At 59.5% G+C, this 19,248-nt stretch carries 10 protein-coding genes, 1 tRNA gene and 2 pseudogenes; 9 read left to right on the forward strand and 4 right to left on the reverse strand.

Annotated elements, in window-relative coordinates; all coding sequences use genetic code 11:
• Nucleotides 1-51: 51 nt before the first annotated feature.
• The 4 genes from Q0D41_RS07605 to Q0D41_RS07620 all read left to right on the forward strand — a co-directional run bounded on the left by Q0D41_RS07605 (nt 52) and on the right by Q0D41_RS07620 (nt 7,946).
• Nucleotides 52-3,075 (forward strand): helicase C-terminal domain-containing protein, encoded by a 3,024-nt coding sequence (locus Q0D41_RS07605; RefSeq protein ID WP_294377475.1) that lies wholly within the window; start codon nt 52-54, stop codon nt 3,073-3,075.
• Nucleotides 3,076-3,079: 4 nt separating this feature from the next.
• On the forward strand, nt 3,080-4,354 hold the full coding sequence (locus tag Q0D41_RS07610; RefSeq protein ID WP_294377477.1) for a hypothetical protein: 1,275 nt from the start codon (nt 3,080-3,082) through the stop codon (nt 4,352-4,354).
• A 63-nt stretch (nt 4,355-4,417) separates the two neighbouring features.
• Nucleotides 4,418-7,603: a hypothetical protein gene (locus Q0D41_RS07615; RefSeq protein ID WP_294377479.1), complete on the forward strand. Its 3,186-nt coding sequence runs from the start codon at nt 4,418-4,420 to the stop codon at nt 7,601-7,603.
• 193 nt (nt 7,604-7,796) lie between these two features.
• Nucleotides 7,797-7,946 (forward strand): DUF5679 domain-containing protein, encoded by a 150-nt coding sequence (locus tag Q0D41_RS07620; RefSeq protein ID WP_170151664.1) that lies wholly within the window; start codon nt 7,797-7,799, stop codon nt 7,944-7,946.
• 164 nt (nt 7,947-8,110) lie between these two features.
• Here the strand turns inward: Q0D41_RS07620 and Q0D41_RS07625 are convergent.
• A tRNA-Gly gene (locus Q0D41_RS07625) sits at nt 8,111-8,184 on the reverse strand.
• 436 nt (nt 8,185-8,620) lie between these two features.
• Here Q0D41_RS07625 and Q0D41_RS07630 point away from each other — a divergent pair.
• Nucleotides 8,621-10,093, forward strand: a complete 1,473-nt coding sequence (locus Q0D41_RS07630; protein WP_294377481.1) for a helix-turn-helix transcriptional regulator — start codon at nt 8,621-8,623, stop codon at nt 10,091-10,093.
• A 125-nt stretch (nt 10,094-10,218) separates the two neighbouring features.
• Complete coding sequence (locus tag Q0D41_RS07635) at nt 10,219-11,928, forward strand: FAD-dependent oxidoreductase (protein WP_294377483.1); 1,710 nt, start codon at nt 10,219-10,221, stop codon at nt 11,926-11,928.
• 211 nt (nt 11,929-12,139) lie between these two features.
• On the opposite strand, the gene Q0D41_RS07640 is transcribed toward Q0D41_RS07635, so the two are convergent.
• On the reverse strand, nt 12,140-12,541 hold the full coding sequence (locus Q0D41_RS07640) for a Fic family protein (protein WP_367113828.1): 402 nt from the start codon (nt 12,539-12,541) through the stop codon (nt 12,140-12,142).
• Nucleotides 12,542-12,712: 171 nt separating this feature from the next.
• Nucleotides 12,713-13,480, reverse strand: coding sequence for an Abi family protein (locus Q0D41_RS07645; protein WP_294377485.1), 768 nt, complete (start codon nt 13,478-13,480; stop codon nt 12,713-12,715).
• 262 nt (nt 13,481-13,742) lie between these two features.
• Between Q0D41_RS07645 and Q0D41_RS07650 the strand changes: the two are divergent.
• Nucleotides 13,743-14,263 (forward strand): annotated as a pseudogene (locus Q0D41_RS07650) (2-phospho-L-lactate transferase CofD family protein); the annotation flags it as partial.
• Nucleotides 14,258-14,416, forward strand: a pseudogene (whiA, locus tag Q0D41_RS07655) (DNA-binding protein WhiA); the annotation flags it as partial. The pseudogenes Q0D41_RS07650 and whiA, both read left to right, overlap by 6 nt.
• 159 nt (nt 14,417-14,575) lie before the next feature.
• On the opposite strand, the gene Q0D41_RS07660 reads toward whiA, so the two are convergent.
• Entirely contained in the window at nt 14,576-17,548 is a 2,973-nt protein-coding gene (locus tag Q0D41_RS07660; RefSeq protein WP_294377487.1) for a BTAD domain-containing putative transcriptional regulator, read from the reverse strand.
• Between the two features lie 288 nt (nt 17,549-17,836).
• Here Q0D41_RS07660 and Q0D41_RS07665 point away from each other — a divergent pair, with 288 nt between their 5' ends.
• The gene (locus Q0D41_RS07665; RefSeq protein WP_294377489.1) at nt 17,837-19,222 is read left to right on the forward strand and encodes an SLC13 family permease; all 1,386 of its coding nucleotides are present in this window, start codon (nt 17,837-17,839) and stop codon (nt 19,220-19,222) included.
• The last annotated feature ends 26 nt before the right edge of the window (nt 19,223-19,248 follow it).

The following is a 19,248-nucleotide window of genomic DNA, read 5'->3' on the forward strand; positions in this document are numbered from 1 at the left end:
GTAGGCTTCAAAACGCATATGGATGAATGAATCGAATCGGAAGTGCAACGAATGCAAATAGACGATCAACACACGAGTGTATACGACTTTGTGACCGATGGCACGCCCGCCGATGTGGCGGCGCGTTACGCCTCGCTAAAAACGCAAGCTTTGCACGCCGATTATGGTGACCTCGACCGCAATATCGTGGTTATCGACACTGAAACCACGGGCGTTTCCGAACGGAAAGATGAGCTCACGCAAATTGCCGCCGCTCGTCTTGAGCGCGGTGAAATCACCGAATGGTTCGTGACGTTCGTGAATCCCGGCAAGCCTATTCCCGATGAAATCTCGCATCTTACGAATATCTTCGATACCGACGTCGCCGACGCCCCTTCGCCCGTTGAAGCGTGCGAGCAGCTCGTGCAATTCGTGGGCGACGCCACGCTCGTCGCGCACAACGCCGCGTTCGACCGCCATTTCGTGACGAAAAACGCGGGCGGTGCATGCCTGAAAGAAAACCTCTGGATCGATTCGCTCGATTTGGCGCGCATTGCGCTTCCGCGCTTGAAGTCGCACCGCCTGATCGATTTGGTCCATGCGTTCGACGCGCCCATTTCAACCCATCGCGCCGATGCCGACGTTGAGGCCCTGTGTGCGGTGTACCGCATTCTTTTGGCCGCCGTGAGCGATATGCCGAACGATTTGGTCGAGTATATTTCCAAGCTGGCGCCCATTGAAGAATGGTCGACGGGTGCGGTGTTCGCGCTCATCGCGGCTCAGCAGCGAGACCGTGCGATGTCGGCGGCGGGCGCGAAGGCGGAAACCTTCCCGTTTTCGCTTTCAGCCATGCGTCGTGGCCGCTTCTCGCAAGCGAACCAGCCGAAGCCCACTTCCGAAAATGCTGCGCCCAATGCGCAATCGCAGGATTTGCCAATGGAATTCCCCGCTGCCGAGGAAATTGAAGCGGCGTTTTCCCCCGATGGCCTGGTGGGAAGCCTGTATAACGACTTCGAGCCGCGCGCCGAACAGGTCGTAATGGCCAAAGAGGTGCTCAAAGCGTTCTCTACGAGCACGAATTTGGTGGTTGAAGCGGGTACGGGTGTCGGCAAGTCGATGGCTTACCTGCTGCCCTCCGCGCTTGGCGCCCTTCGCAGCGGCTCGCGTATTGGCGTGGCTACGAAAACCAACGCGCTGCTCGACCAGATTGTCTATAAGGAACTGCCGCTGCTGAAAAGCACGCTTGCCGATGCCGGCGTGGGCGACTTGTCGTACGTGGCCCTCAAGGGCTTCTCGCACTATCCCTGCATGCGAAAAGTGTCGCATATCGTAAGCGATGGCGCGCGCACGGTGAATGTGACGGGCAAAGATGTGAGCCAGGCGCCGTCAATCGCCGCCCTGCTTTCGTATATTGAGCAAACTGAATATGACGACATGGATGGCCTGAAGCTCGATTACCGTGTGCTTCCACGCTACGCCATTACCACCACGTCGCGTGAATGCCTGAAGCGCAAATGCCCCTTCTTCGGCCCGCAATGCTTCGTGCATGGCTTGCGCAAGCGCGCCGAATCGGCGAACGTGCTCGTAACGAACCACTCATTGTTCTTCTGCGACCTCGCCGCCGAGGGCTTCTTGCTGCCTCCGACGCGCTATTGGGTCGTCGATGAGGCCCATGGCGCCGAGGCAGAAGCCCGTCGCGCGCTCGCTGTGAAGCTTGATGCCGCCGAAATCGTGCGCCTTGCGAATCGCCTGGCCGCGACCGATGCGAAGCGCAACCCCTTCGTGCGCCTGGAGCGCCGCGCGCCCATGAATGAGGCGACGATGCCTGAAGCGAGTTCGCTTTTCTATGGGCTCACTGAAAAGGCCGCCAAGGCGGGCCGCGCGTTCTCGGGCGATGCAATCGCGTTCTCTCACCATATGAAAGACCTGGTGGCGTGCGACACGAATCGCCAGAATCGCAACTACGAGAACATCGAGCTGTGGATCAACGATGAGGTGCGCGTGAGCCAGCAGTTTGCGGGTCTGCGCGAATATGGCAAGAAATTCCAGGAATCGGCCGAAAAACTCGTCGCCGCGGCGAGTGAGCTCGTCGCATTCCTCGAAGGAGTCGACGGTGTTGCCGATGTGCAGCGCGATGTTGCCACGGTGGTTATCGATGCGAAGGGCATGCTGCAAGCGTGCGACCTTATTCTGAATAAAGTCGACGAAAACTACGTGTATGCCGCGAAGCTTTCGCGCAAGCCTGAACGTGTTGCCGAGTGCCTCGAGGCCCTTATCGTGAATATCGGCGCTACGCTCGATGAGACTCTCTACGAGAAAACGCATTCCGTGGTGTATGCGAGCGCGACAATTGCCGTGGGAGACGATTTCAAGAACTTCCTGGGCGCTATGGGCCTTGGTGAGACCGAGGAGTCGCAGGCGAATACCTGCATGCTGGGCTCGAGCTACGATTTCAACAAGAATATGCAGGTGCTCGTGCTCACCGATATTCCCGAACCTAATCAACCTGGTTATTTGGAAACGCTCGAGGATTTCCTTACGCAGGCGCATCTCGCGCAAAACGGAAGCATGCTCACGCTGTTCACGAATCGCCGCGAAATGGAAGAATGTTTCGGCGCGGTCGATCCTTCGCTGAAAGAAGCGGGGTTGCGCCTCGTGTGTCAAAAATGGGGCGTTTCCACGAAGGGCCTTCGAGACGACTTCCTGAAAGACGAGCACCTGTCGCTGTTCGCCCTGAAGAGCTTCTGGGAAGGTTTCGATGCCCCTGGCGCCACATTGAAAGGCGTGGTTATTCCCAAGCTGCCGTTCGCCAAGCCGACCGACCCGCTTTCGTGCGAGCGCGCGGTGCGCGATTCGAGCGCCTGGTCGCATTACACCCTGCCCCAGGCAGTTATCGAGGTGAAGCAGGCGGCGGGACGCCTTATTCGCTCGCAAACCGATTCCGGCACGCTCGTGTTGGCCGACAAGCGATTGGTTACGAAGGGCTACGGAAAGGTGTTCTTGCGTTCGCTCCCGTCGAAAAACATCGTGAAATGCACGCGCGCCGAAGCGATTGAGGCGCTGCGTCGGGGCGTTATGGGCTCTGCGATACAATAACGGCATGAAGAAAAAGGCCCATACTGGGGAGCACCGCACCATTGCGGCCAACCTCCATTTGAAAAGAAATACCAAGGGAACGTCCAACGAGCTGTCGCTTTCGGTGCTCGGCGGCCTCAGCGCGCAAAAAGACGAAGAAGACGCGTCGCTGGGCGCTTCGGGCACTTCCCCTTCATTTACCATGCCCCACGTTTTTTCAGGGAAGTCGAAGCGTGCGCAGAGCGCTTCCTCGAAAAAGCAGCCCATTACAGGCGCCGACGTTGCGGGCATTGCTCTGTCGATTTCCGACCGCCGAAACAGAAGCGCCCAGGCGCGAGACCGTGCGCTTGCGAACCCCGAGGCTGAAATTAAACGCCGCAAAACGGCGCGCCGGGCGTGGCGCGCGGTGGGCCTTGCGCTTGCGCTCGCAGCGTTCGCGGGCGCTTCGGCGTTCGCGGTGCACGTGTTCTCGGCGGCATACGAAGACAACCAGCAGCACAAATCGCTGCTCAGCCAAGGATTCAGCGAGCTTACCTCGGCCGATGAGGTCGTGCTCGCTGCCGATGAATTGGTGGTGGCTTCTTTCGACGACCTCGACGAGTCGAAGATTCCCGATGTGGTGGGCAAGATTCCCGACGTCAACGTGAAGCTTTCCGCGGCAAAATCGTTTGCCGAATCGGCCAAAGAAGGCGTTTCGGGCGACGACGAGAAGGCCGCCAATCAGCTTGCGTCTTCGGCCGACGCGCGAAAAACCATGCTCGAACTCGCCGAGGCGATTCTTACTGAGGAACAAGCGGCCAAACAGGCTTCGAGCCTCATGGCGTCGTGCTGGGAAAACGTGCTCGGCGCCGACGCGCTTCTACGAGAGGCCGCCGAATTGGTGACCGATACCAATGAGGAAAACACGCGCGCTTCCCAGAAGAAATGCGAACAGGCCCGTGAACTTTTGACGCAAGCGTCGTCGCAATTCGAGGAAGCGCAAGCCTTGTATCCCGCCGATTATGGCCCGTTCGACGACTATATTGCAGCGCGGCAGCAGTCGATTGCTTATGCCATCGCGTCCGACGAAGCGATTTATGTGCAGGATAAGGCGACCGCCGATTCGAACAACGAAAAGTACAACGAATGCGATGCCGCTGCCGCCGAGCTTGCGGCCAAGCTTCCCAAAACCACAGAAGCGCCCATTGTGGCGGCGCTCGACGAATCGCTCGGCGATTCGCGCCAGCAATATATGGAAATACGCTCCCAAGCGGCTGCGTGCGATGCGTTTCTTCGTGATTATCTCGGCATTCGCGGCTGATGGAGTATACTTTCAAACGAATATGCCCACATCATGACGAATAAAGTCTGTGAAAGGTGCAACATGAGCACACCAATGGATCATATAGCCTACCTCTCCCAAGAAATTGGGCCGCGTCCCGCGGGAACCGAAGAGGAGCAGCAAGCGGCGCTCTATATTACCGAGCGTCTGCAAAAAGATGCCCATCTATCTGCGCAAATCGAAGACTTCACCTGTAATTCCAACGCGCTTATGACGCCGATCATTTGCTATGGCGTGGCAATCGTCGCGGTGTTGCTCGGCATTATTCTGCCCGTTATCGCTATTCCGGCTACCGTGCTGGCCCTGGCCGCTGCCGGTATTGCCATTTGCGAAGCGCTCGACCACCCTATTCTTTCGCAGGCGTTCACGAAGGGCGTGAGCCAGAACATCGTCGCGAAATATGAGCCCACCCAGTCGAGCGACGCTGCGGGTTCGCGTCGCCGCAAGGTTATCGTGGTTGCTAACTACGACAGCGGCAAGGTGCGCCGCGAAACCGCCGGCGTCTTCGTTCGCACGCTGCGTCCTCTGCGTTATGGTGCGCTTGGCGGCATGGTTGTCGCGGCAGTGTTCACGCTTCTGCGTGGCGTCGTGCTTTCCGAAGGCGCTGCTTCTTTGGTGCTCGCTGTGCTTGCGGGCGTATGCCTTATTCCGAGCGCTGTCCTGCTCGTGTTCGCCCTGCTCGAGAAATTCGGCCCCTTCACGGAAGCCGCAAACGATAACGCTTCCGGCGTTGCCGTTATGCTTGAGGTTGCCCGTCGCCTTGGCAATGGTGAAGTTTCGGCCGATGCGCCTATTGCTACCGGCGAAGATGTCTCTTTCGTTTCCGAAAAGCGTGAGCCTTCGAGCATTTCCGACAACCTGGTACAGCTGAAAGACGGTCCCATCGTCGCCGATACCGCGCAGCAGCGCAAGGAAACTATGGCCGCGTTGACCGGCGCTCCCGAAGGCCCTCTTGCCGAGGTTGCCGCGAAGGCTGCCGAATTGAACGAAAAGCATGCTCAGGAAGAAGCGGCCGCCGATGCGCGCGCCGCATATGAAGAGCGCGTGCGCGCCCGCCACGAGGCAGAGGCCGCAGCCGCCGAGGCTGCACGTATTGCCGAGGCGCAAGCGGCGAGCGCTGCTGCAGCTGCGGCCGCGAGCCGCCCGGCGTCGGTGCCCGATTGGTATAAGAAGGCGACCGAGAAAGCTCGCGAGAAGATGGTCGAATCGAATGAGCAGGCCGCCGCGGACGATACGTATCGTTCTCGCTTTGCCGACTACCCGACGGGTGCTGCTCAGGCAACTGCCGCTGCCGAACCCGCAAAGGCTCAGGATGAGGCTGCCGCTCCCGCGGTTGTTGCTGCCTCCGAACTGGTTGTATCCGAACCGGCTGCTCCCGCTGCGCCCGCCGCGCGCGCTGCAGGACCCTTGACTGCGTCCGTCGCTGATGAGTCCCAGGAAATTGAAGCCCCCAAGCCTTCCGCCGATATGTATGCCGTGAAGCCTGCCGAGCCCGTTGCCGCCGAACCTGTTATTGCGGCGGCCGATCCTGCGCAGGAGCTCACCCAGGAGAATCAGCCTACGCAAACCGAAATCGAAGCCGCGCCCGTCTCCGCTTCGGAAAAACCTCTTCCTGAAGCGCAGCAGCCCGCTGCCGACAAGGCTCCCGTGAGCCCCGCCGCCGCAACGACGCGCCTTCCCCAAATGATGTACTATCAGCCGCCCGCCGATCGTTCCGCCGTGCAGGCCGAGCGTGCGACCACGCCTCGCGTGATTGTCGAAGCGACGGCTGCTGAAGCTGTGGATATCGCAGTGGACGAGAAAGTGGCGGCCCAGCAATCGGGCGTTGCTGCATACGAAGCAGCGATCGCTGGAAGCGCTCATGCTTCCGAGGGAGCCGAAGCCGCCGCTCCGGTCCAGCCCGCCGCGAAGGTCATTTCGGCGAACATTCCCGTGGTCGATTTGCCGCGTATTGAACTGCCCCCTATGGTAGCGCCTGAACCGAAGCCTATTTCGTTCGATGAACTGCGCCAGCGTGCCCCGCTTGCCAGTGCCGCCGAGAATCGCGGCACCGAAGCCGCGAAGAGCTTGCTTTCGACGTCGGTTCCCCAAATCGAAACTCCGGCACCGGGCGCCACCGTCGCAATGCCCTCCATGCCCGCCGCGCCTGCTGTTGGCGCTGGTGCCTACGAGGTGCCTTCTGCAGAGCAGCGCTCCAACGTGAGCCTCACGGGTTCTTTCTCAGCCATTAGCTCCATTGGCGCTGAGCCTGTGGGCGACGAGCTCCTCGAGGGCGTCGAGCCAGAAGATATGTATATCGACGACGCTGACGATTCCGCTTTCCAGGGCGATTTCACCGAGACCGGTGCATTCGCTGGCCCCGGCTATGTCGAAATGCCCCAGTCGCGCGTCGGCAAGTTCTTCGGCAAATTCCGCCGCAAGAAGAAGGAAGAAGAGGAAAGCGCTTCCGAGTGGCTCGGCGTGGGTGACGATTTCGACGCACGCGAGGTTGGAAAAGCCCGCGGTGGCTGGGAGAGCTTCCGCGACGAAGACGACGATTGGAACGGCGGCGCATTCTCGAATATGCGTGCGCGCGTTTTGGGCGAAGCGAACGGGGCTGCTTCCGCAGATGCGGCCGAACAAGCTCCCGCGCCTGCTCCCGCAACGCCGGCGGTGTCGCAGGGTGCTTCGGTTTCGTCCGATTCGTTCGCTTCGGCGTACGAAGCTGCGCTGCGCCATGCCACGTCTGAGGGCGATAAGATCGAAACCGCCGAAGAGATTCAGCAGATTTATTCTTTCGCGGCCGGTGACATCAACACTGAGGTGTGGTTCGTTGCCCTTGGCTCCGAGCTCGCCGACAATGGCGGCATCAAGGCGTTCCTTGCCGAGCATGCGCCCGAAATGCGCGGCGCCGTTATTGTGAACCTCGAGGCATTGGGCGGCGGCACGCTTTCCTACCTCGAGCATGAAGGCGACCTCTCTCAGGCTAAATGCTCGCCTCGCATGAAGCGCTTCATTAAGAAGGCGTCTCAGGCATCGGGCGTGCAGTTGGCAAGTGCTTCCATCGATTGGAAAGAAAGCCCTGCAAGCTACGCCGCGAAGCATCGCATGCAAGCCGTGTCGCTTGTTGGTATGGACGGCTATGCGCCGGCTCGCTACGCTCAAGCGAACGATATGGTGGAAAACATCGATTCCCAGAGCGTCGATGCGGCTGCCGATTTCGTTGTGGAGCTGCTGAAGAATATCTAGCCTATGAAAAAAGCCGCCATTCGGCGGCTTTTTTGTTGCCCCAGGCGATTCCTATTCTCTCCGGCATCGAATCGCGAGGTGAGGGGCTAGAAAATACGGTATTATATGCTGGTACTCAAACGGCCTTGTGGAAGGCCGTTGTGTTAAGGAGCGCCCATAGAGCGCTTGCCAAATGAACCATTGGAGGTTACTTATGGCTATCGAGGCTTACTGCGTGAAATGCAAGGCTAAAAAGGAAATGCAGGATCCTGTTGAGGGCGTTACCAAGAACGGTAAGCCGATCACCAAGGGTAAGTGCCCCGATTGCGGAACCACCATCTGCCGCATTGGCGCTGCAAAATAAAGCATCATCAAAGCCCCGTAAGGGGCTTTTTAATATGGCTTCTCGGGTGGTTGCCCGTTTCAGCTGTTTCGTTAATCGACTTGCGAGCATTTAACGGGTTCGAGTCCCGCTACGTTTTCGTAAACAAAAAAAGCCAAGGAACATGTCCTTGGCTTCGGATTCCATGGAGCGGGCGACGGGAATCGAACCCGCGTTGTAAGCTTGGGAAGCTCAAGTTCTACCATTGAACCACGCCCGCATTAATGAATCATTATACTGCTACCTCCTTTATCGCCCCGGTCATTTCAGGGAATCCCCACGAGTCTCACGCTAAGCGGCCGCGAGCTGCACACCATCGTCCCCAAGGACGCCTTTAGGGACGTGGACCGGGTGGAGGGCGCCATCCCTTCGAGGCGTGGAAGTACTGGTTCCCCCTTGGCGAGCCGCCGTCAAACGGCCTGCGCACCATCCAGAACGCCCCAGGCACGGACAAGCCGCTGGAATAAGCGGGAGGTCGCGCACCGAGCGCGAAGCTGGTCCACATCGTGTATGATGGGAGGCGCTCTTCGCCGTAGACGCTACTTGCCGTCCGCTCGTCGGGCATCTCGTCTTGCATGGGAGAAGAGGTTTTCGCTGTCTGGACTTTTGCGATTCAGTGCGGCATTTCGACAACGTTGCTGTGAGGAAGGTATGCCATGACTGATGGTCGTGAGGAGCCTTCGGCTTCCTATAAGCTGGGGAATGGCTGGGTTATTCTCCATTGGTGCGCCAATCTGACCATTATCCTTACAGGTTTCACGTTCATCCCTGCTCGGATCAACGCACAACCAGATGGGCAGGTCTTCATCGTTTGTGCGATCGTCCAAGTTGCGGTGCTCGTTGTTCTGGGCATAGCCTCGCAGATAACGGTTATGCGCCCGCTTTCCATGGAGAACTGGGCTTCACCATTGCGCACGTGCGTCCTGTTCCTTGCCGGTGTTGCGTGGTATTTCGCTGCCCACGCCATTGTGCCAGCTTTGGGTGGATTCTGGCTCGTTGAGATCATTCCCTCCGCCGTGCTTCTATCTGTCGCATCGACCATGGGGTTCATGTACATTGTCGATTACTGCCGGGCCACTTCCGAGACCGATTTCTGGAAGCATGCCGTCCCCGGATCCCTTATCGCCGCCTTTGTTGTGTTCTTTCCCATTGAGAGGTTCCCCCTCGCCGGTTCCGCCCTCTGCTGCCTGGTTTCCCTCGTGTGGTACATCGCGCATCGACGTCTTTCTTCCTCTTTGACGGAATACGAGACGGTATTGCCAGAGGGAGCCGAGGATCGACGTCGGCTTCCCATGGTGCTGGGATCGACGACCGCGCTTTTGTTCGCCGGTGGAATGATCTGCCCCATTGTAATGAATCCCACGAGTTTGGCGAGTGCGAGCTATACGATGCTCTATATTCTTTCGCTGCTCTCGCTGACCATCATCTTGACGATTACCCCAGCTCTTGGATGCCTACGGAGCATCTATTCTTACGCGAAGGTCTGCGTTGTCCTGTCGGCATTGGCTTACTGTTTTCTGGTATGCGCCGGCGATGCCTTGGTGGGAGCGACTGCCGCTGTACTGCTTGGCGCATTTACGGTCAACGTGAGCATGATGTTCTATGTGCTCAGCCAGTGCCTTGGCGATCCCCGTGTGCGGTCTCTGCGATTCTGGGGTGCGGCACTTCTCGTGTTCCTCGCGTTTTTTCTCGGAATCGCCCCCGCGTCGATGGCGATACATGCGTCGGGTGACAGGGACATCGATCGGTTCGTGGTTCTCTCGCTCTGCTCGTATCTGTTCTTTATCGTCTGCTTTCGTGAATCGTGGTCGTTCCAGAAGCCCCAGGCACTCGCTGTGAAGCGTATTGCCGTGACGCCGCTTTTGGCTAACTCCCTCGAGAATGAGCTCCATGAACGCTGTCAGGCCATAGCAGATGTCTACCAGCTGACCGATCGGGAGACCGAGGTTCTTACTTGCTTGAGCGAAGGGTGGAGCATTCCCGCGGCGGCTCGGCGCCTGATGGTCTCGCAGGATACCGTGCGCACCCATGTAAAGCACATCTATGCCAAGATCGGCATCCATTCCCGCGATGATTTGGTTGAAATCATTAAAATGCCTGATGGGAGCCTTCTACCCAAATCTGGGTGATACGTCGATTTCCCCTAGCGCAAGCGATGACGCGTCAGATTCCTCCTCGTATGTTTCCGTCAGCCCGGTTAATCGGGAATGATCGGATCGCCCGTTACGGAGGGCGAGAAGGAGGGGGAATCGACATGAGTGAGACGAACGTGCATGGCATCGATGGGGCGAATATGGAGCGGCGGACGTTCCTGAAAGGATCGATGACGGCAGCGGCCCTTTTGGGTGCCGCGGGTATGTTCGGCTGTGCGCCGAATGCTGATAAGCAGGAAGAGGCCAAGACTGCGGACGTGCCCGATACGGGCGCCGTGGATCCGACGGCCGAGTACGAGTGCTGGTTGCCACCCCAAGGTGAGGTAGCGTTCGAGTCCGAGCCCGTGACTGACATCGCCCAGACGGAAGACTGGGATGTGGTTATCGTCGGCATGGGGGCGGCTGGTTCGGCCGCCGCAGCCTATGCGTCTGCAAACGGGCTTAAGACGTTGGTGGTGGAGAAGATGAGCACCCCTGCTGCCAATCCCGGGGATATTTTCGCTATCAACTCGAAGGTTCAGAAGCAGCACCAGTTTACCTGTCCGACCTTCAAGGACTTCATGGAGGCCCTCATGACCTCGAGTGCCTATCGGGCCAACGCGTCAAAGCTCGCGGCGCTCTATCATCACAGCGGAGAGGCGTTCGACTGGCTCTACGACAACGCCCTGGTGCCGGCGGGCATCGAGGCCGAGCCGACGTTCCCCGCCTTCCCCGGGATCATGATGGAGGGTTGGACGCGCTGCGTCAACGCCAACATCACGTGGGTTGGGGGACGAACTCAGCGGCTGGCTGACGTCCACAAATCCATTGCCGACCTCGCTTTGGCCCAAGGTGCAGAGATTCGCTTCAACACGCCTGCCGTGCAGCTTGTGCAAGACGAGAACGGTGCAGTGACCGGTGTTGTCGTGAAGGGGAGCGACGGCGCGTATACACAGCTTAACGCGTCGAAGGGAGTCCTGTTGGCGACGGGCGGCTATGCGGCGAACATGGAGCGCATGAAGAAGTACATGCGCCCGCGCGATTACGCCACGATTGCCGCCGTGCAATTCGCCAACGTCGGTGTGACCGGCGACGGGCACGAGATGGGCCTTGCGGTAGGAGCCGCGGAAGACGACGCGCCCCATTCGGCCCTACTCAACAGCTACGGTATAGTCGATGCGCATATGATGGGCATCCCGGCCCTCTTCATTCCCTGGATTCGCGTGAACGAACAGGGTCGCCGTTTCATGAACGAGGAGGTGCCCGTCAGCATGCAAGGCGCCGCCATTATCAACCAGACCCACGGACGTTGCTGGACGGTTCTCGATGCCAATTATCCCCAAGCGGCCGCACAGCTCAAAACGGCCTATCTGTCCATGGATCCAACTATCGCCGATGGGTCGGTGGCGGTGATCGGGCAGATGATCGAGAAGGGCGCTTTGATTCAGGCCGACACGGTGGAGGAGCTCGCGGAGAAGATGGGCGTCGACGCTGCGACTCTGAAGGAAACGTTCGAGCGCACCACGCGCGATGCAGCGGCCGGCGTCGACACGCTGTTTGAGAAGGAGTTCCTCTATCCGCTCGATACGCCGCCGTTCTACGCTATCCACGAGGGCCCGACGCTGCTCAGCACGTGTAGCGGCTTGCATACCGACGAGGTCGCCCGAGTTGTCACGCCCGAGGGAGATGTCATTCCCGGTCTCTACGCGATTGGCGAATGCGCCGGTGGTCTGTGGGCTGGCGGTATGTACACCCATCATGTCTATGGCGGTGATTGGGCTGCTGCCATCACGTTCGCCTATCTGGCTGTGCAAAATTTGATGGAGGCTTAGCGTTTCGCTCCTTGTCTTACCCTCCCCTCCGTGGCACGGCTTACTGCCGTGCCACGGCTGTTTCCGAGAGGAATAAGGAGCGAGGGCGATACCGTGAGCGAGCCGCCGAACAGGCTGGGTCGTGCAATGCAGCACCTGAGGCGTCTATTCGCTGGCCGGCGTATCGCGCCAGCGCTTAAGCGAGAAGGCCCTGTGCCGATAAATCAGCGTCTCAGTTTTCCTTTGGGCTCACGGTATCATTGAGAAGATCGATCAAGTCGCTCATGTCGACCATTGAGGAAATATAAGCTTCGCATAGTCTCTCAGGGCTGATGGCTTTGAAGTTGAGTTCCCAGCCCGCTTGTCGGGCCAATTGGTTCGCAAATATACGCTGCGTTCTTCCGTTTCCCTCGCGGAAAGGATGGAGGGCATTTATCTCCGCGATGTAGAACGCCATCCGCTCGATAAAGTCACCGCGTTCGAGATCGCACAGGTAATTCTCCGCCAATTCGAGCTCCCTGCAGCATTTCGTCACGGGCCTGCCCGTCGAGATGAGCAGGCGGCGATCTCGTGCCTGAACTCGTCGGTGTGCCCGGCGGCCACAAATGCAGCATTTGAGATAGGAATTAACGATTCGGCATCAATGATTAAACGAACCCGTATGGTGCCAGGTTGTGCCAGGCTATGTCGCCGAAGGGCTGATTCGTGCGCAATTCGGGCGAATCAGCTCGGTGATTCGCGATTTTGGGAATGACTCACCTGATACCGCAGAACCGCCAGTCGAGGAGGATGTCGCGCTTGGGGGTCATTCCGATCGCGACCACGGGGTCATATCGCGCCAGCCGCTTGGAACACCGACCTTGTCCAAACCGATGTCCCGAAAGTCCTCGAATAGACTCTCCAGTTCGCCCCTCCATGGCTCGGCCGCATCGCCGATCCTTGCGAGCAGCTGGTAAATCACCGACAGGACAGCGAACGTTCTGCCGTTTGCAACTCCGGACCAGCTCCATGCGTTCGGGATTTTGGGGCAAACGCCCCACTCCCTGTTCCAGACGCGAGAATGACGGCAGCATGCGTTCCTGGTGACGCGAAGGACGGAAAGCCAGTTCTTGAATACGGGGACCTTCACGCCAAGATCCGAGGCTACCGCGGTTCTCGTGCTCAGCGAAACCTTCGAGAACAAGAGCTCGAGCGTGCCCATGGTGGCGCACTCCACCATCATCCAGTAGGGAGGAAGGTCGTGCTCGTCGCCATACGTATTCGCGAAGTGCTTGATGTACTGCTCGCTTTTCTTCGCGGCTGAGTACTCCCGGGATAGCTTGGTCCTTGCGGAATCGGGATACCCGAACGCCCCGTCTTCCTTCGCGGCGAAATAGGCAAGCCGGCTTCTCAGGAACACCTCGATTCTCGCGACCGCCTCGAACATCAGGAGGCGCAGCCTTCTGTCGAATTCGTAAGTCCGCATTATCTCGTCGAAGGTAGTGCCTTCGCGGAAGACCGTCTTGCCGTCGCCCGAGGAGGTCTTGTACGGGAACCAATATGCAGAGAGCCTGTAGTAGCCGATGGTCTCCAAGGATCTTTTGAGATCATCGACGTTATTGCATCCGAGATCCTTGCCCCTCGTCAGCAGATCGACTTGGTCATCTATGAAAAATCCACTTCTTGGCGTATTTCATGTTTCACCCTCTGGATATAAAAAGAGCTGGAGTTGCGCATCAAAGAGAGGCTTTCCAGCTTTAGTAACGCATATTGTACCTAGCTCGCAGTATCGAGTCAAGGCGCGAAGATTAGAGGGATGCCGTTATTTCGCATGACAAGCACGCCGGAACGGCGAGCTGGCCCGCAGGCCGCACGCCAATAAAGCCGGCAAACGAACCGACGCCTTTCGGGTTGACCCGGCCGCCACGGCGGCCTTCTCGGCCCTGAAGAGCGCCCTGCCGCACCTCGGCGGCCTGGACGCCCACGACCGGACCCTGCGCGCCGTGGTCATCGGCGGCGGCACCGGGGCCCCGGTTTCCATCCGCACCCTGCTGTCGCTGGGGGTGCAGACGAGCGCCGTGGTGGCCATGGCCGACGACGGCGGCAGCACCGGCGTGCTGCGCGAGGAGGCCGACGCCACGCCCCCCGGCGACATCCGCAAGTGCCTCGTCGCCTTCGCGAAGGACCCCTCCGACCCGCTCGTGCGGGCGCTCAAATACCGCTTCGCCGTGGCCCGCGACCACGCCTGGGGAACCTCCTGCTCACCGCGTTGGAAGACGCCACCGGGTCGTTCCCCGAGGCCATCGCCATCTGTGAGCGGCTGGTGAACGCCCAGGGGCATGTGTGCCCCTCCACCTTGGACCACGTGATCCTGTCGCCGGCCCTGCAGGACTTCATCCGCCTGCGTGTCACCTATCCCGAGGCGTCCCTGAAGGAGCTTGGGGAGCGCGCGAACCCACCTCTTTCCAAGAGCGCCGTCTACCACCGCGTCCGCCGCATCGAGTCGATGGCCGCCGAAATCCCGGAGTGACGACGCCCCTGCGCGGGCATCTCCTCCGCAGCGCGGGCTGTGCCCGCGTCTCAACGAGAACAGTCGGTCGATGCTGGTTGAATCGCGGGCACAGCCCGCGCTGCAGGAGGATTCGCATCCCGGCGAGGGAAAATTCGGGGGAACTCGGAAGGGAGGACTTCAGCTCTTTCGCTGATCTGACACCTCGGCATCCGAGTCAGTGCCCTCGTTGCTCACCTTCCGCAAAGGCCCTTGATCGCCAACCGCCTGGCAGAACGCCTCTAGCTCGCTGTAGTAGGCCCGGGCGTCTTCTGGCGAGGGGCTCGTCTTGATGAGGCCCACCAAGGCGCGCACCAGGCAATAGCGCAGCCCATGCTTCTTCGCGAGGCCATAAGCCTCGTGGTTCAAGGTGTAGGACTTCAACGGGTTCTCCTTGTGCACGAGCATGGCCTGTACGAGGAGGGCTGTGGTCAGCGGTCCGAATGATGGCATCTCTCGGGCCAGGGCTATGGCGCGCTCCATGAGTGTCACGCCCTCTTCCTGTTGGCCGGCTAAAATGGCGCTCAAGGCCTGGGACTCCATGAGGGGAAGCGCGAATCCGCTGAGGGGCACATCGTCGTAGAAATGGTGCTCTGCCTGTATGGCGCTCGCCAGCTGGTTGTCGTCGGTGTTGTTGAGGGCCGTGACCAGCAGCACCACGCTGTGGAGGTGCAGCAGCGGAAGGTAGGAGCGCTGCATTCTCTCGGGTAGGCCCACCATGGCGCTCACCGTGAGTCGCAGCTCGTTTTTGGCCATCTCCACATTGCCGTCCATAATGGCGTAGGAGGCGATGAGGATGGACAGGAACGCCGAAAGGCAGCGGTTGTCGTCGGTGGAGTGCAAAAGGGTCTTGGCCCGAAGCAGCCGTTCGAGAATTGTCGGATCGAGATCGATTCGGTAACTGGGATAGATGTAGGTGCGCAGTTCGTGGTACTCGGGCACTTGGGTGAGCGCGAGGGAGGCGCTCAGGGCCAGAATGTAGGGTTCGAAGCCGTGCTCGGTGGCGTAGTCCAGGGCATTTTGGGCGTACAGGTTCATCTCGTAGAGCTGCCCGGTGTCCAGATAGCACTTGATCAGGATGAGGGCGATGCGCAGTTTCTCCTCCTGCTCGGCGTAGCGATAGGCGATCTTGTAGTGGCCTATGGCGCCAGCGATGTCGTCGACGTGTACGAGATAGTTGGCCGCAGCGATAGCATAGGGCAGCGATGTTTCGGGATGACTGCTCTTCATGAAGTGATCGGCAATGTTGAGGGCCGCCGAGCCCGCGCCGTCATAGTAGGCGGCCAGCGAGCAGGCCAGCTCGTATTCGAGCTGCATGGTGGCGTGTTGGCCGGGATTAAGGCTCTCCACGATGAAGTCCAGGATCCTGGAGTGGGCGATGAGCACCTGGCCCAGATCGTTGCGCGAGACGAGGCGGGCCGCGGCCAGCTCGTTGAATATCGGGGAGGGGTACGATTCTCCGCACCACAGCGCGAAGAGCTCGAAATCGCAGCACCCGCCCTGAAGCGCCAACAGCGACACGGCGCGCCGGGCCGGATCGCTGAGTGCCCGCAGCGAGCGGTTGAACAGGTTCAAGAGGGAATTGGCGCCCGAGAACTCGGTGTATCCGTCGTCGAGGCCCTGCATGATGCACTTGAGCCAGTAGGGGTTTCCGTCGGCCAGGGCGATGAGCTTCGCTGCGGTGGCTTGATCGATGTCGGGATAGTAGTAGGACAGCAGGATGCTCATGCTCTCGTTGGTCAGTTTGCCCAGTTCCAGGATAGTCGTGGGGTCGGCCCGCTGCATATCGTTGAGGAACGCCAACAGTTCGGGGCCGGCCAGCGAGGCTCGCATCGTGGCGATGACGCGGGGGACGCAGAAGGACTGGTGAGCGTAGAGGTGCTTGAGCGCTTTGAGGGACGAGGAATCCGCGTAGTGGATATCATCGATGAGCAGCACGGTCTCCCTGTGACGGCACACCATATCGAGGACGGCGCCCAGCACCGAGGCGACCTCATGGGACGAGGTCAGCTCGGTGCTGGCCTCGATACCGGCGGTGTGCAGCTCGGGTAGCAGGAAGCGCAGCGCCTTCAGTTCCCGCTCGTCGAGGGGGAGGGCGCTGGGGGAAAGTGGCTCGGCCGAAGAGGCGAGAGCGGCGCGGAGAATCGAGCGCACCAGCGCGAAGGGCAGCGCCGCTTCTTGGGAGATGGCCTGTACCAAGAATGCCCGCACGCCCGAGGTGTTTACATACTCGCGAACAAGGCGCGTCTTGCCGAAGCCCGACTTTCCCTGAATGAGCAAGAACTGCGCCTGCTGGTGGGTACAGATAAACTCCAGGGAGTGTTCTCGGCCCACAAAGGGCATGTCCTGCATGTCGTCGGCCGCCAGTGACATTTCGACTGAGGGCAGATAGGTCTTGTTGCTGCCGATGATCTCCTGGTAGCAGCGCACGGTGTCGTCGGCCGGCGGCACTCCCAGCTCACTGCTGAGGGATTCTACCAGGGTGTGGTATAGCCCGATGGCCTCGGATCGCTGCCCCAGATCGCACAATGCCCGCATGGTCAAGCAGCAGATCTCCTCGTTGAAAGGGTCGCTTTTGCGAGCTTGGGCCAAGATGCGCTGCGCTGTTTCGGCGCGTCCCTCATCCATGAGTGCGCGCGCTGTACGCAAGGTCAAGCTTACGACGCGCTGGTTGAACATGAGGCGAAACGCGGTCTGCCATTGCTCATAGACCTCGTTGTCGCGCAGGACGAAGCCCTCCAGTACCGATCCCGAGACCAACTGCAGGGCACCGAGGGCGTCGTCGGCCGCTTCTGATGCGGCTAAGGCGTTGAAGCGGCGCAGGTCGGTGTCCACGGCATCGCTCAGGGCCACAGTGGTTCCCGTGACGAGCAGCGCTTCGGCGCCGAGGGCCTTCTTGGCGTAGGAGATGTGCGTGCTCAGATTGCGGTGAGCCACTTTCGTTGTCTCTTCGGGCCACAGGAGGTATTCCAGGCGCTCACGATTGAGGGGTCGATCCTCGGCGGCGAGAAGCCAGAGAAGCGCCCGCACGCGGGCGCGAGCCACGACGATGACGTCACTGTCATGGGTTACTGTAGGCACGCCGAGAATGTTGATCGAAAGTTCGCTGGCCAAGAAGCCCTCCTTTTCTCCGGGCGACATACCTTAACAAAGTAACATTCCCCTTAACAAAGTGTTAACGCGCCTCTCGTTTGGGTGTGAAGGAACACGAAAACCCCGTTTTGGGGACTGCTCAACGTTGATGAATTGTTAGAGGCCTTTTGATAATTTTCAAAGCACGGATTCAGGTTACCACTCGGTAACGGCTCGCAAGGGGTCATCTGAGGGACAAGGAGGAGAAGCACAAGGGGTTTCGGCGAGTGAGAATCCGACCGTATCTAACGGGAAAAGTTAAGGAGAAGTATGGAAAAGAAGAATGTTATCAAGTTGGTGGCATTCGCAATCGTCACCGCCCTCTCGGTTACGCTCGGCCTCATCGAGCCGTTCCCGGGGCTGGAAAAGACCGGCATGATCTTCCTCGGTATCTTTATCTGGTGGGTCATGATGATGATTGTCGAGTTGATCCCCAACGCTTTGAGCTGCGTGCTGGCTCTTGTGCTGTCCGTGGCCTTCGGCTGCGGGACGACGGCAGAGGCCTTCGGCTCCTTCGCTGGAGCCACCGTATGGCTGCTCATCGGTGCCTTCGGTTTGGCCACGGCGCTTGGCAACAGTGGGCTGTTGAACCGTTTGGCTATCAACGTCATGCGCTTGTTCCCGGGAACCTATGCTGGACAAGTGTGGGGCCTGTCACTCGCCAGTGTGGTGTGCGCCCCGGCGGTGCCCTCCACGACGGCTAAGAGCACGATCCTGATTCCCTTGGCCTGCATGGTGGGAGAGAAGATGGGCTATGCTCCCAAGAGCAAGGGCATGACGGGCCTGTTCAGCGTGACGAATATCATCACGAACTTCGGCGGATGCATGTTCCTCACCGGTGGTGTGGTCGTGGGCATCATCCTGGCTCTGACGCCCGACCCGGTCTCCTGGCTCGATTGGTTGAAGATCTTCGGTCTGTGGGGCGTCATCGTGGTGGTGCTCGCCGCCCTGTTCTCGCTGTTCTTCTACAAGCCCGCGCCGGGCGAGGGCAAGAAGCTCGACAAGGCTGAGGTCAAGGCCATGGCCGACAATCTCGGTCCTATGTCGAAGAAGGAAATCGCCGCTCTCGTTATTCTTATCGTCGCGGTGGCGGCCTGGATGACCGAGAGTATGCACGGCGTGCCCACCTATGCGGTGGCACTGCTTGCCTGGATCGTTATGTCTGCTTGTGGCTTGTTCTCTCCTGCCGATTTTATGAGCAAGATCATGTGGCCGATTGTGATCATGGTTGGTGGCACCCTGGGACTTATTGGCCTCCTCGGAACGACTGGCGTAGGTGCCTGGATTTCGAGCTTGGTGGCCCCCGCCGTGCTGATCTTTGCGAATACGCCGGTAGTACTGCTGCTTATCATTTGCGTTGTCACCACGTTGCTTATGTTCGGTCTGGTGCAGGGCCCCGTGTCGGCGGCCGTGTTCGTCACGCTGCTGGCCGCCGCGCCGGTGAGCCCCCTCATCATCGCCTTTGTGACCTCTATGGCCGCCATGGTCTACGTCCTTCCCTTCCAGTTGCCAACGGTGATGGCTGCAGAGGGCATTGCTGAGGGCAAAGTGGATCACAAGGACGTTATGCCCAGTGCTTGGGCCTACATCCTGATCAATATGGTTGCTGTTGCGGCGAGCGTTCCGTGGTGGACGGCGCTGGGTCTGATCGGCTAACGACTGTTCAGTCCGTGCTTTCCGAT

The organism is uncultured Slackia sp. (assembly GCF_934630525.1).
Lineage (GTDB): Bacteria > Actinomycetota > Coriobacteriia > Coriobacteriales > Eggerthellaceae > Slackia.

Bases quoted from the DNA above. Each gene is read 5' to 3' on its own strand.
- Q0D41_RS07610 (WP_294377477.1), top strand. From the start codon at position 3,080: ATGAAGAAAAAGGCCCATACTGGGGAGCACCGCACCATTGCGGCCAAC.
- Q0D41_RS07635 (WP_294377483.1), top strand. From the start codon at position 10,219: ATGAGTGAGACGAACGTGCATGGCATCGATGGGGCGAATATGGAGCGG.
- Q0D41_RS07615 (WP_294377479.1), top strand. From the start codon at position 4,418: ATGAGCACACCAATGGATCATATAGCCTACCTCTCCCAAGAAATTGGG.
- Q0D41_RS07630 (WP_294377481.1), top strand. From the start codon at position 8,621: ATGACTGATGGTCGTGAGGAGCCTTCGGCTTCCTATAAGCTGGGGAAT.
- Q0D41_RS07605 (WP_294377475.1), top strand. From the start codon at position 52: ATGCAAATAGACGATCAACACACGAGTGTATACGACTTTGTGACCGAT.
- Q0D41_RS07665 (WP_294377489.1), top strand. From the start codon at position 17,837: ATGGAAAAGAAGAATGTTATCAAGTTGGTGGCATTCGCAATCGTCACC.
- Q0D41_RS07620 (WP_170151664.1), top strand. From the start codon at position 7,797: ATGGCTATCGAGGCTTACTGCGTGAAATGCAAGGCTAAAAAGGAAATG.